At 64.8% G+C, this 13,051-nt stretch carries 13 protein-coding genes and 1 pseudogene; 1 reads left to right on the top strand and 13 read right to left on the bottom strand.

The annotated features are described in order from the left end of the window. The 7 genes from EOA24_RS11845 to EOA24_RS11875 all read right to left on the bottom strand — a co-directional run. A partial coding sequence (locus EOA24_RS11845; RefSeq protein WP_133374497.1) for a glycosyltransferase occupies positions 1 to 670 on the bottom strand: 670 nt, incomplete at its 3' end. 239 nt (positions 671 to 909) lie between these two features. After that, positions 910 to 2,226 carry a sorbosone dehydrogenase family protein gene (locus EOA24_RS11850; protein ID WP_189343373.1) on the bottom strand — a complete coding sequence of 439 codons (1,317 nt, stop codon included), beginning with the start codon at positions 2,224 to 2,226 and terminating at the stop codon, positions 910 to 912. Positions 2,227 to 2,242: 16 nt separating this feature from the next. After that, positions 2,243 to 2,695 carry a DUF2231 domain-containing protein gene (locus EOA24_RS11855; protein WP_127255982.1) on the bottom strand — a complete coding sequence of 151 codons (453 nt, stop codon included), beginning with the start codon at positions 2,693 to 2,695 and terminating at the stop codon, positions 2,243 to 2,245. A 161-nt stretch (positions 2,696 to 2,856) separates the two neighbouring features. Next, positions 2,857 to 3,690 (bottom strand): S-formylglutathione hydrolase, encoded by an 834-nt coding sequence (gene fghA / locus EOA24_RS11860; RefSeq protein WP_127255984.1) that lies wholly within the window; start codon positions 3,688 to 3,690, stop codon positions 2,857 to 2,859. Positions 3,691 to 3,800: 110 nt separating this feature from the next. Further along, on the bottom strand, positions 3,801 to 4,949 hold the full coding sequence (locus EOA24_RS11865; RefSeq protein WP_126081850.1) for an alpha-hydroxy acid oxidase: 1,149 nt from the start codon (positions 4,947 to 4,949) through the stop codon (positions 3,801 to 3,803). Between the two features lie 4 nt (positions 4,950 to 4,953). Then, complete coding sequence (locus tag EOA24_RS11870) at positions 4,954 to 6,045, bottom strand: isocitrate/isopropylmalate dehydrogenase family protein (RefSeq protein ID WP_126081849.1); 1,092 nt, start codon at positions 6,043 to 6,045, stop codon at positions 4,954 to 4,956. 27 nt (positions 6,046 to 6,072) lie between these two features. Then, on the bottom strand, positions 6,073 to 6,816 hold the full coding sequence (locus EOA24_RS11875) for a glucose 1-dehydrogenase (RefSeq protein WP_126081848.1): 744 nt from the start codon (positions 6,814 to 6,816) through the stop codon (positions 6,073 to 6,075). Positions 6,817 to 6,958: 142 nt separating this feature from the next. On the opposite strand from EOA24_RS11875, the gene EOA24_RS11880 reads away from it, so the two are divergent. Beyond that, positions 6,959 to 8,455 (top strand): aldehyde dehydrogenase family protein, encoded by a 1,497-nt coding sequence (locus tag EOA24_RS11880; RefSeq protein WP_126081847.1) that lies wholly within the window; start codon positions 6,959 to 6,961, stop codon positions 8,453 to 8,455. Positions 8,456 to 8,593: 138 nt separating this feature from the next. On the opposite strand, the gene EOA24_RS11885 is transcribed toward EOA24_RS11880, so the two are convergent. The 6 genes and pseudogenes from EOA24_RS11885 to EOA24_RS11905 form a co-directional block, all read right to left on the bottom strand. Beyond that, positions 8,594 to 8,881, bottom strand: coding sequence for a GIY-YIG nuclease family protein (locus EOA24_RS11885; protein WP_126081846.1), 288 nt, complete (start codon positions 8,879 to 8,881; stop codon positions 8,594 to 8,596). Between the two features lie 168 nt (positions 8,882 to 9,049). Continuing rightward, a complete protein-coding gene (locus EOA24_RS11890) occupies positions 9,050 to 9,946 on the bottom strand; it encodes a LysR family transcriptional regulator (protein WP_126081845.1) in 897 nt (298 codons plus the stop codon). A 103-nt stretch (positions 9,947 to 10,049) separates the two neighbouring features. Continuing rightward, complete coding sequence (locus EOA24_RS11895) at positions 10,050 to 11,546, bottom strand: sugar ABC transporter ATP-binding protein (RefSeq protein WP_126081844.1); 1,497 nt, start codon at positions 11,544 to 11,546, stop codon at positions 10,050 to 10,052. A 3-nt stretch (positions 11,547 to 11,549) separates the two neighbouring features. Continuing rightward, the gene (locus EOA24_RS11900; protein WP_189353911.1) at positions 11,550 to 12,452 is read right to left on the bottom strand and encodes a strictosidine synthase; all 903 of its coding nucleotides are present in this window, start codon (positions 12,450 to 12,452) and stop codon (positions 11,550 to 11,552) included. Next, positions 12,452 to 12,643 (bottom strand): hypothetical protein, encoded by a 192-nt coding sequence (locus EOA24_RS41545; RefSeq protein WP_189353913.1) that lies wholly within the window; start codon positions 12,641 to 12,643, stop codon positions 12,452 to 12,454. Before EOA24_RS41545 ends, EOA24_RS11900 begins: the two co-directional genes overlap by 1 nt. Continuing rightward, positions 12,640 to 13,051: pseudogene (locus EOA24_RS11905) on the bottom strand (ABC transporter permease); the annotation flags it as partial. The gene EOA24_RS41545 and the pseudogene EOA24_RS11905, both read right to left, overlap by 4 nt.

Consider the following 13,051-nt stretch of genomic DNA (forward strand, 5'->3'; position numbering starts at 1 on the left):
CGATATTGGCGCGGAAGTAGGCGCGGTCGTCGTCGCCGATCTTGGCCGCCAGCTTCAACCTCAACCCGGACCGTCGCGCGATCTCGATGGCGCGGTCCGGCCGTTTGTCGCGCGACAGGCGCCCGAGGAAGGCGAGATATGGTTCTTCCGCCCGCGGCTCATAGGTCGGTTGGTAGGCATCGAGCGGCAATCCGTGATGGATCGTGGCGAGCCAGTTCGCGTCGGGCAGACCGCGCTTCTGGCTGTGCGAAATCGAAATCATCGGGAAACGCGGGAAGCGCTTATAGGCCGGCGCCAGGTCGACATAGTCGAGCCGGCCATGCGGCGTCGTCACCGTTCGCCCCGCAATGTTCTCGAAGAACGGAAAATGCAGGAAGTGGCTGAGATGGAAATGGATGACGTCGAACTCGCCGGCGCGCGCGCGCACATCGGCGAGCATGGCGAGATGCGCGGCGATCTCCGATTTCTTCGGGCGCGGGTCGAGGCGTATCGCCTGGTCACGCGCGGGCACCAGCCTGGCCGACGTCTCGCTGTCGCCACTCGCGAACAGCGTGACATCGTGGCCGAGCTCGACCAGCGCTTCGGTGATGTAGAAGACGATCCGCTCGGTCCCGCCATAGAGTTTCGGCGGCACCGATTCATAGAGCGGCGCGACATGGGCAATGCGCATCGGATCCCTCGGCTGTTGACGCGAAGCAAAATGCGTCAGCCGCCAGATCGTTCCTGCCCAATTGGTCGAGGTGCGTTAGCCGCCGATTTTGCCGCGCCGCGCTTTGCCCAGGGTCTCCGCGCCAGAAGCCACAGTCTCCTGCGCGGGATACCACTGTTTCCAGCCGGATTATCGCGTCTCTACGACATCCGTTCAATTGATCGGCCAGGCCGGGCGGCAGTGTCGAAGGATGCCTTCCCTCACGTCGATCCTGGCGCCGCCGCGGTGACACGCCACACCGTGTTGCCGACATCGTCGGCAATCAGCAGCGCGCCGGATTTATCGACGGCAACGCCGACCGGACGGCCCCTTGCCTCGCCCTTGTCGTTGAGGAAGCCGGTGACGACGTCCTGCGCCATGCCGTTCGGATGCCCGCCGCTGAACGGCACGAAGACCACCTTGTAGCCATTGAACTGGGAGCGGTCCCAGCTGCCGTGCTCGCCGACAAAGGCGCCGCCGCGATAGGATTGCGGCAGGTTGCTTGCGGTATAGAACGCAAGCCCGAGCGGCGCGACATGCGAGCTGAGCGCGTAGTCCGGCGGGATGGCCTTGGCCACCATGTCCGGCCGCTGCGGCATCACGCGCGGATCGACATGCTGGCCGTAGTAGCTGTAGGGCCAGCCATAGAAGGCGCCGTCCTTCACCGACGTCATATAGTCCGGCACGAGGTTCGGGCCGAGCTCGTCGCGCTCGTTGACCACCGTCCACAGCGCCTTGCTCTCAGGCTCGAACGACAGGCCGTTAGGATTACGCAGCCCGCTGGCGAAGATGCGCGAGCGGCCGGTGACGCGATCGACCTCCCAGATCGCGGCGCGATCTTTTTCGGCTTGGATGCCGTTCTCGGTGATGTTGCTGTTCGAGCCGACGCCGACATAGAGCAATGAGCCGTCCGGGCTCGCCACCAGGCTCTTCGTCCAGTGGTGATCGATCGGCCCGCCCGGCAGTTCCGTCAGCACCTTGCCCGGCGCCGTGATCTTCGTATCGCCCGGCAGGTATGGATAGCGCATGATCGCGTCGGTGTTGGCGACATAGAGGTCGTTGCCGACCAGCGCCACGCCGAAGGGCGAGTTGAGATGGTCGAGGAACACGCCCTGGTAATCCGGCTTGCCGTCGCCATTGGTGTCGCGCAGCAGCGTGATGCGGTTGCTCGGCCCGGTATCGCCGCCGGAGGTGACCCAGCTCTCGACCCAGCCCATAACGATGTCCTTGGGCCGCTTGACCGATGCTTCATCCGGTGCCTTGGACTCCACCACCAGTATGTCCCGATTGGGCAGCACGTAAAGCGAGCGCGGATGCTGAAGTCCCTTGGCCAGCGCCGCGATTTGCAGGCCCTGCGCGACGGCCGGCTTTTCATCATTTTTCCAGCCGACCACCGAGGCCAGATGCATTGGCGGGAACAGGTATTGATTTATCTCCGGCAGTTTCGGGTTCGGGCCGATCTGCGCGTTCGGATCGGTGTTGTCGTCGCTGCAGCCGGCAACGCCCAGCGCCGTTGCGCAACAGAGCGCGGCGACCATCCATTTGATGGGGCCGTCAAATCGTCTCATCGGCCACTCCTACGTGATGGCGATAGACCAGCGCCCAGCCGAGCCAGCCCGTGAAGATCAGGATGATCACCACCAGCGCCGACAAGATCAGCCCGGCCGGCACGACGGATGTCCAGGCATCGCGCGTGTGGATGAGCATGTTGAAGAAGGACAGCACCAGCACGACCAGGTTGCCGGCCATATGCAGCCATGCCGTCGGCTGGGCGCGTATCCTGCGGCTGCCAAGAAAGTCGGTAAGCCCCGCTATGGCAGCCAGGATGCCGACGATGACACCGACGGTTACAAGCCAGGTTGAGAAGTAGGCCCAGGTCATTTCGGCCGTCCGCCAATAGTCGATATCCGTGAGCAAGGTCCCGACGAAACAGGCGATCGGGATGGTGACGAGCATGGGATGGATGGGATGGCCGGCTATGCTTGCCGTGGATCGCGGATTGTCCATGCGCAAGCTCCTTTCCGCGCTGCTGCTGGCTTAACAGCGCGAAAAGCGGAATGTTCCGCCGGAAAGACGCGCGCTCACCGGAAGGTGAACGCCGATATCCCTTCAGTCAGGCTGACCCGGAATAGACCGTTCGATTGCGGCGGGCGCGCATTCCGCAAATGTCACTTGAGGCGGCTGGCATGCCACTTCAGATGGTCGTCCATGAAGGTCGAGATGAAATTGTAGGAATGGTCGTAGTCTTCCTGCATGCGCAGGGTGAGGTCGATGCCTGCCTTCTTGCAGGCTTCTCCCAGCAGCCATGGGCGAAGGCCATCCTGCAGGAAACCATCCGCCGTGCCCTGATCGACGAGGATTTCCGGGAAGCGCTTGCCGTCCTCGATCAGCAGCGTCGCATCATAGGCGCGCCAGCTCTTTTCGTCCGTTCCGAGATACTTCTCGAAAGCGGGGCGCGACCAGCCGGCCGTCGAGGGCTGCACGATCGGCGCGAAGGCCGAGCAGCTCCGATAGCGCTCCGGGTTCTTCAGCGCGATCGTCAGTGCGCCATGCCCGCCCATCGAATGGCCGAAAATGCCTTGGCGCGAGATGTCGACCGGAAAATTGGCGGCGACCAGCGCAGGCAATTCCTCGGTGATGTAGGAGTACATCCGGTAGTTCTTCGCATAAGGCTGCTCGGTCGCGTCGAGATAGAAACCGGCGCCGCAGCCGAACTGCCAATTGTCCTTCTCGTCTGGAACGTCGGTGCCGCGCGGGCTGGTGTCGGGACACACGATGACGAGCCCGAGTTCGGATGCCAGGCGACGGTACTCGCCCTTGTCCATGACGTTGGCATGGGTGCAGGTCAGGCCCGACAGATACCAGAGGACCGGAAGCCGCCCGTCCTTGGCCTCGGGCGGCACGAACACCGCAAAGGTCATGTCGCAGGCGCAGACCTCCGAAGCATGCGAATAGACGCCCTGGATGCCGCCATGCGATTTGGAGGTGGAAACGACCTTCATCGGTTGCCTCTCGTTGGGAAATCCTGGCCCGGCATAACCGCCGGCCATGATCGGCGCAACCTGGCGCCCTCGGCAAACCACAGGTGTGGCGCGACCAAGGTTTCGTTCGGTTAGCCCGCCGGCGCAATCAGGTCTGGGCCGACTTGCTGAAAACCGGGCACCCCGGAAAGCTTCAGGCCGGTGGCGATTTCCTCGAGCAAGATATCCAGCACACGCTCGACCCCGGCCCGTCCTGCCACCGCGCCGATCAGGGCGGCGCGGCCGATGGCCGAGGCGGCCGAGCCGCGCGCTTTCGCCTTGATGACGTCCATGCCCGTGCGGATACCAGAATCGATCAGGATCGGAGCTCGGTCGCCAACGGCCGCATGCACGGCTCCGATGGCGTCGATGCTCGCGACCGCGCCGTCGAGCTGGCGGCCACCGTGATTGGACACCCAGATCCCGTCCGCGCCTTCCGCGATCAATCTCACGGCATCGTCCGGGTGCAGGACGCCCTTGACGATCAGCGGGCCCTTCCACCAGTCGCGGATCGTGCGGAAATCGTCCCAGTCGAAACCCGCGTGGAGATTGCAGCCGACGCGCGCCGCGATCGTCAGCCCCGCGCTGGTGTCACCGAGGTAACCGCGGACATTCGCGAACTGAGGCAGGCCGCCGCGTAGCAGGCGAAACGACCAGCCCGGATGCGCGATCCCTTCGATCACGTGCCGCAGGGAGGGCCTGAGCGGAATCGAAATCCCGTTCCTCAGATCCTTCTCGCGCTTGCCGCCCGTCTGCAGGTCGACAGTGACGACCAGCGCCGAATAGCCGAACTCTTCAGCCTGCCGCACCAGCCGGCGATTGAAATCGAAACCCTTCAGCACGTAGAGCTGGAACCAGAGCGGGCCCTGGACCGCCCTTGCCATCCGCTCGATGCCGGTCGTCGCCATGGTCGACAGCGTGTAGGGAATGCCGCGCGCCGCGGCCGCTGAAGCAATGGCGATGTCAGCGCCGGGGCGCACCAGCGCGCAGGACCCCATCGGGCTGATCACCAGCGGCGTCGGATAGGTCCTCGACCACAAGGTGGTGGTGAGGTCGGGCCGGGATACGTCGGTCAGAACACGCGGCAGCAGGCGGATGCGTTCGAAGCCGGCGCGGTTTTCGCGCAGGGTCAGCTCCTGGCCCGCCCCGCCATCGACGAACTCGAAGACCGATTTCGGCAGCCGGCGACGCGCCAGCTGGCGGAAATCCTCCACCGATACGCAACGATCGAGCCGCCCCATCTCCTTAGGCCGCGAGCCGGTCGCACACGTTCCCGGTGATTTCGGCGGTCGATGACTTTCCCTTCAGATCTGCGCTGAGCAGCCCGCCCGCCAGGCACGTTTCCGTCACGCTGCGGATCTGTTTAGCGGCCCGCAGCAGCCTTTCATCGCCATGTCCGCGCCCAAGCCAGTCGAGCATGGCCGCTGCCGACAGGATCGTCCCGTAGGGAATGGCGATGCCCTTGCCGGCAATGTCGGGTGCGGAGCCGTGCGCCGCCTGGAAGAAGCCGTTCTTGTCGCCGACCTCGGCCGACGGCGCCATGCCCATTCCGCCGACCGTCGCCGCGGCAAGGTCGGAGAGGATGTCGCCGAACATGTTCTCGCTGACGATGACGTTGAAATGGCCGGGCTTCAGCACGAGATGCATGGCCATGGCGTCTACCAGCGCATGTTCCGTCTCGATGTCGGGATACTCCTTCGCCACCTCGTCAAAGACCAAACGGAAGAAGGCGTAGCTGCGCAGCACATTCGCCTTGTCGCAGCAGGTCACCCGGCGAACGCCGTCGCGCGGCGCGCCGTTCGACTGGCGCGCCAGCTCGAAGGCCTTGCGCACGATGCGCTCGATACCGGCGCGCGTCTGCACGAGCGTGTCGACCGCCACTTGGCCGCGCAGCAACGCCCCTGCCCCGCGCGCGGCGTAAAGCCCTTCGCTGTTCTCGCGCAGGATGACGTAGTCGATGTCGCCGGCCTTCACCCCGGCGAGCGGGCTCGTCACCCCTTCGAAGAGCCTGATCGGGCGGATATTGGCGTAGAGATCGAGCTCGAAACGAAGTCTCAGCGTGAAGTCGAGGCCGGCTTCCGTGCCGTCCGGATAGACCACGCCGGGCAGGCCGCCGGCGCCGTGCAGGATCGCGTCAGCCGCCCGGCACGCCGCGAAGGTTGGCTGGGGAAAGCTCTGCCCCGTCTTCAGGAAATGCTCCGCGCCAGCCGGATATTCGGTGAAACGCAAGGGGCAGTCCGGCCCGAGTGCCGCATTCACCACCTCGACGGCCGCGGCGCACACCTCGGGGCCGATGCAGTCGCCATGCACGACCGCGATCTGGTAGACATCCTTCATCGCCAATCCCTCAGGAACCGCAAATATTCAGATGCATTTGCCGCCGTCGACATTCAGGTCGACGCCGGTGATCATGCTGGCTTCGTCGGAGCACAGGAACGCCGCGGCGTTGCCCATGTCCTGCGGCGTCGACAGCCGGCCGATCGGGATGGTGGCGACGACGCGGGCGCGGTTTTCCTCGCCGGAGCCGATGAAGGTGGACAGAAGCGGCGTATCGCCGGCGACCGGGTTGATCGCGTTGACGCGGATACCGAACGGCGCGAGTTCCACCGCCATGGCGCGGGTAGCGGCGATCGCCCAGCCCTTGGAAGCGTTGTACCAGGTGAGGTTCGGACGCGGCGAGACGCCGCCGGTCGAAGCGACGTTGAGGATGGCGCCGGACTTGATTGATTTGAAATGCGGCACCACGGCGCGGGCGCCGTTGTAGATCGAGCGCATGTTGACGTTGGCGATGCGGTCGAACAGGCCTTCGGCCATCGTCTCAAGCGGCAATGGCGGCTGCGCCACGCCGGCGTTATTGACGAGTATGTCGAGCCCGCCGAAGGCCGAGAGCGCCAGGTCGGCGGCCGCCGTAAAACTCTCCAGCGTCGAGACGTCGCCCGTGATTGGCCGCACCTTGTCGCCGGCTTCGCCAGCAACGCGCGAAGCCGCGGCTTCGTCGCGATCCATCAGCACGAAAGACGCGCCTTCCTCGACGAATTTTTTGACGATGCCTTCGCCAAACCCCGACCCGCCACCGGTGACGATGGCGACCTTGCCAGCAAGTCTCATATCTGTTCCTCCGTTGCCGGCACCATCGGGGAAGACGCGCGCGTTGCACAGTCCGATTATCTGAACGCCCTTTTAGCTTTCCTTGTTTGAGGTCGCCCGAAGCGGGAGTAATAGTCGCCTCGGAATTCGTGAGGAGGAGACGATGACGCTGAACTTCGACCCGAGGGCGAAGGCCACCACGCTCTACCATGGCGAATTCCGGCCGATGTTCATCGGCGGCAAGTGGGTCGCGGCGCAGTCCGGCGAGGTGATGCAGGCGCTAAACCCGGCGACCGGCGAGGTGCTGGCGACGGTGCCGCGCGGCGGAGCCGCGGATATCGACGCGGCGGTGGCCGCCGCGCGGGCCGCCTTCGAAGGCCCTTGGTCGAAATTCTCGCCCTACGAGCGGCAATGCGTGCTGCTCAGGATCGCCGACCTCTTCGAAAAACATTGGGAAGAGCTCAGCGTCTCGGACACGCTCGACATGGGGCTGCCGATCACCCGCACGCTGGCCAACCGCCGCCGGGTCATCGGCATGCTGCGCTTCTATGGCGGCATGGCGACCGCGCTGCATGGCGAGGCGATCGACAATTCGATCCCCGGCGAGATCGTCACCTTCACCCGGCGCGAGCCGGTCGGCGTCGTCAGCGCGATCATCCCCTGGAATGCCCCGACCGCCGCCTCGATCTGGAAGATCGCGCCGGCTCTCGCCACCGGCTGCACCATCGTGCTGAAGCCGTCTGAGGATGCGTCGCTGACGCCGCTCCTGATCGCGAAGCTGATGCAGGAAGCCGGCGTGCCCGACGGCGTCGTCAACATCGTCACCGGAACGGGCGCCGAGGCCGGCGCGCGGCTGGCCGAGCACCCGGACGTCAACAAGATCGTCTTCACCGGCTCGACGCTGACCGGCCAGGCGATCGCCCGCGCCGGCGTCACCAACCTCAAGCGCGTTTCGCTGGAGCTCGGCGGCAAGTCGCCGATCATCGTCTGCCGCGACGCCGATATCGACAAGGCCGTGCCGGTCGCGGCAATGGCGGTGTTCGTGCATTCCGGCCAGATCTGCATTGCCGGCTCACGCCTGTTCGTGGCGCGCGAGATCCACGACGAGTTCGTGCGCCGGGTCGCGGAGTTCGCCGGCAAGCTGCGCATCGGCCACGGCATCGAGGCTGAGACCGAGATCGGGCCGCTGATCAACGCAAGGCAGGCCGGCAAGGTCGAAGGCTACATCAAGGCCGGCAGCGACGAAGGCGCCAGGCTGGTCGCCGGCGGGTCGCGGCTGACGGGCGAGCTCTATGACGGCGGCAACTTCATCGCGCCGACCGTCTTCGGCGCGGTGTCCGACAAGATGACGATCGCACGGGAAGAGATCTTCGGTCCGGTCATTTCGGCCATGCCCTTCGACACGCTGGACGAGGCCGTTGCGCGCGCCAACGCGACGCCTTACGGCCTGGCGGCCGGCATCTTCACCACCAACCTCGGCACCGCGCACAAGCTCGCCCGCCGCGTCAAGGCCGGCTCGGTCTGGGTCAACATGTACCACGCCATCGATCCGGCCGTGCCGTTCGGCGGCATGAAGATGTCCGGCTACGGCCGCGAAGGCGGCATCGAGCACCTGCACGAATATCTGGAGACGAAGGCGGTCTGGATCCAGACAGATTGATATTCAGGTGAGGCCGGCCTGCGAAAGGCGGGTACGCAAATGCCTTCGTCATCCTAGGGCGAAGCAAGGAGCGAAGCGACGCGCGCAGACCCTAGGATCCATGCCTGAACTTGCGAGCGCTGCTGGGGTGAGGAATAGTCACCAGCCGATCCCGAGAAATAGCTCGGACCAAGTCGGATTGGTCTTCTCGATCAGTTCGACCTTCCATTGCCTTTGCCAGCGTTTCAGCGATTTCTCGCGCTGAATGGCGTCGGCGATATCGAAAAACTCCTCGTACCAGACCAAACGCTGTACGTTGTAGCGGCTGGTGAAGCGTGAACCCTGGCCAGTTTTGTGCTCTGGAATTCGGCGAGCGAGGTCATTGGTGACACCGATGTAGATCGTGCCGCCTTTCTGGCTCGCGGTCATGTAGACGTATCCGGTCATGTGGAGGATCCTAATCGGTGCTGCTGTCAACGACCATCCTGCACCGTGGCACTCTACGGTCGAGATTCCGGCATGGATCCTAGGGTCTTCGCGCGTCGCTTCGCTCCTTGCTGCGCCCTAGGATGACGAACGGAGTGGCTTTCTGCACTAATCTCTAAAACGCCGTACTCAGTGAGCCAGCTCGCGCAGATTGGTGCGGATCAGGTTCATCAGCTGTTCGGAAAAGGAATGGTGCACGTAGCCGCGCGCGGTGATGATGCCGACGGCGCGATGGGCGTCGCGATGGTCGATCGGCACCACCCGCATGCGCTCGTCATTGCGCGAGATGGCGATGCCCGGCACCACGCAGACGCCCAATCCCGACGACACCAGCGCCACCGCTGTCTGGGCGCTTTCGACCTCGTATTGCGGCTTGAGCTCGATGCCTTCTGCCGCGGTCAGCCGGTCGAGCAGACCGCGCACCGCCGTCTTGCGGTTGAGTAGGATCAGCGGGAAGCGCTTGAGGTCGGACAGATTGAGCTTCTTCTCGCCGCCATAGGTCTCCACCGGGATGCAGGCCATCAGCGGATCGTCCAGGATCGACTCGAACTGGAAGTCGTCGAGGTTCGGCACTTCCGGGCCGAGATAGAACTCGACCTCCTGTTGCTGCAACAGCGCAAGCGCGGCCTGCGGCGGGGTTTCGATGACCTCGACGATCGAGCGCGGATAGCGCAATTTGAATGTCGCCAATATGTCGCCCAGCCGGCTCGCCGCCAGCGTCGGCGCGCAGGCGATCTGCACCTTGCCCTTGCGCCGCGCGGCGATCTCGGTCAGCCGGTCGAGGCTGGTCTGCACCTGCGACATCGCATTGGCGATCTCCTCGAACAGAACCTGGCCTTCCGGCGTCAGGCTGGCGCGCTGCGCCGTGCGGATGAATAGCGAGATGCCTATCTGCTCCTCGAGGTCGCGTATCTGCATGGAAACGGCCGAAGGGGAACGGTTGCTCTCTTCGGCCGCGCGCCGGAAGCTGCCGTTTTCGGCGGCGAGCAGGAACGTCTGCAGAAGTTTGAGGTTGATGCTGGACATGTCCGCTCGGGCAGGTGATCTGGCCTCCTGACCTATTCAGACGCGGAAGCGATTGCAAGGCAATAGGGCCGTTCCAGGCCTTAGCCAGCAAATCTGTTCCAGTTCAATGAACGGCGGCGAACATCACGCGTTCTTCGGTCGCGTCCGACAGCATCATCTCCTCGACCACGCGGCCGCGCTTCACGACCAGGATGCGGTCGGAGACCGCAAGGATTTCCGGCAGATAGGAGGAGATGACGACGACGGCCATGCCTTGATCGGCAAGGTCGCTGATGAGCTGGTGGATCTCGACGATGGCGCCGACATCGACGCCGCGCGTCGGCTCGTCGAAGATCACCAGCTTGGGCTGCTGTATCAGCGATTTGGCGATCACGACCTTTTGCTGGTTGCCGCCCGAAAGCTCGATCATCCTGGCGCGCTCGCTGATCTGCTTCAGCCTGAGCCGCTCGCCCCATTGCTTGGCGAGTTCCCTGGCGCGCGCCAGGGACACGATCGACACCGGGTTGGATTTGTCCGTCAGTTCGCCGATCTGCAGGTTCTCGCCCGCCGTCATCGTCTCGAAGAAGCCGTCGAACTTGCGGTCCTCCGTCACATAGACGATGCCGTCGCGCACCGCCGGCCTGGGCACGCGATAGCGCACCGACTTGCCGAGCAGGCGGATTTCGCCGCCATGGAAGATGTTGCGCTTCAACAGCCCGGCAACGACCTTGGCCATCTCGGTGCGGCCGGCGCCGACCAGTCCGAACATGCCGGTGACCTGCCCCGAAAAGACGGAGAAGGACGAGTTGCGCACCAGGCCGGCGCAGGAGAGGTTCTCGACCGAAAGCACCTTGTCGCCATAGGGGCGCGCGGTGCGCTTGACCTCGCCATGCAGCGTTTCGGTGAGCGTCCGGCCGACCATGGCCTGCACGATCGAGGCGCGGGTGAAACCCTTGGCCTCGCCCGAAGCCACGATCTCGCCGTCGCGCATCACGGTGATGCGGTTGGCGACGGCGAGCGCCTCTTCCAGCGCGTGGGTAATGAAGATGATGGCGATGCCTTCCTTCACCAGCCGCTGCAGCAGGTTGAAGAAATGGCGTTTCTCCTCCGGCGTCAGCGTCGCGGTCGGCTCGTCGAAGATGATCACGCGGGCCTTGTGGTGGACGGCGCGGGCTATCTCCACCATCTGCTTGTGGGCGGCGCCCAGCGTGCTCACCTGCGCGGTCGGGTCTACCTGGAACCCCATGCCGGCAAGGAATTGCCGCGCCTGGATGTAGAGGCCGCGCAGCCGGTTGAACATCTTCTCCTCGCCGAGATAGAGGTTCTGCGCCACCGTCATGGCCGGCACCAGATTGGTCTCCTGGAACACCATGGCGATGCCGGCGCGCAGCGCTTCGGCGGGCGTTGCGAAAGACGCCTCCTTGCCGTCGAAGAAGAGCTTGCCCTCGGTCAGCTTGAACACGCCGGCCATGACCTTGGTCAGCGTCGATTTGCCGGCGCCGTTTTCGCCGAGCAGCGCGTGGATCTCGCCCTTGCGCAGGTCGAAATTGACGTTCTTGAAGGCCGGGATGCGCGAGAACGCCTTGGTCGCGTCCTTGAGCTCGATGATGTTATCCGACATCGCTTAACCCCGCTTGCCGCTGGCGGCCTTGGCCACGCGCACGATCCGCGACCCGCCGCGCGAGGCGACGAGCAGGTCGTCGTCGACCTCGCAGGCGCTGATCGTGCCGTGCACCGTGCCGTCGGCCCGCGAATGGAAGCTCGACAGCGGCTTCATGTTCTGGTCGCAATGCACCACCAGCCCGTAGGACCTGGTGACCGCGTAAGGCTTCAGCACGTTCATCTGCTTGAGCTGGCTGCCCTGCATCGGCTCGCGGTAGTCGCGCCACGAGCTGAGCGACGGCGCCATCCAGTAGGCTTCCGGTATCTCAACCAGCATGCGCTTGCGAAAAGTCTCCTCGCGCAGGATGAACTCCACCAGCTGATTGCGCACGGAATAGAAGGTCAACCAGTAGCCGGCGTTGAAGGCGGGCGCGATGCGCGCCGGATAGGCCGGCAGATGTTCCAGCACCGGCGCCGTCGCCTTGCCGGCGAGATCGATCGCCAGCACGCGATGGCGCCAGGCCTCGGTGACGTAGACGCGGTTTGACCCGGTGGTGGCGATGCCGGCCGGCCAGGCGAGGCCGTCGCGGATCAGCTCCAGCCGGCCGCTTTTCAGGTCGAGGCGCCAGACCGAGCCTGAAGCGTTCTTCTGCATCAGGTCGCGGCGCCAGGCGCTCGCCGGCAGCGTGGCCGAGCCGTTGGCGACCAGCAACGTGTTGCTGTCGAGGAAAGTCAGCGCGGTAACGCAGGACAGCCTGTGGGCCTCGTCGCCCGTCGCCTGCCGCCCGTCATGCAGGCCGCCGCGGATGACGACGCCCTTGCCGCCGGTGGCCAGGGCGGTCATGCCGCGTGCATGGGCGAGCGCGGTGATCTCGCCCGGAAATTCCTGCAGGACCTCGGCCTTGCCGTCGGCATCGAACCGCATCAGCCGGTTCGCCTGCTCGCCAGCATGCCCTTTTCGGTCCGCACCAGATTGTCGGCCGCAGCGAGGCCTGCGAAGAGCTCCGCCTCCTCAAGGTCCTGGTTGGGCAGCAGCGGCCCGTCGAGCGTCGGAACGGTCACCGCCCAGTCGCCACGGCCGAGAAAGCGATCGAAAAGCCGGCTCACGGCGCTCATGGCTTTTTGCCCCAGTAGGAATCCGAGCTGAACCAGTTGGGATCGGAGCCCTTCAGCGGCAGGGTTCCCATGCGGTTGTTGAAGATGCCGCAGAGATAGAGGATGCCCTTGTGCTCGCGCATCGAAGTGATCATCGGATGTTTCTCGCCGGCCTGGTCCCAAAGGCTTTCCAGGATTTGGCCCTTCTCGTCGAAGCGCAGCACGCAGCCGGTATTGAGGTTGGGCATCAGCCAGGCATCCTCGGACACGCGCCGCGCCATGCGGCGGCGGAAGCCGGGCATTTCCAGCGACAGGTCGAGCGCCGGCGTGCGCATGCCCATCAGCGCCAGCCAATAGGTGCCGTCGGAGGCGCGGTTGATGTTGTCGGGATAGCCGGGCAGTCCCTCGATGACCCGCTCCACCCTGCCC

Origin of the sequence: Mesorhizobium sp. M2A.F.Ca.ET.039.01.1.1 (assembly GCF_003998035.1) — a bacterium.
Classification (GTDB): Bacteria; Pseudomonadota; Alphaproteobacteria; order Rhizobiales; family Rhizobiaceae; genus Mesorhizobium.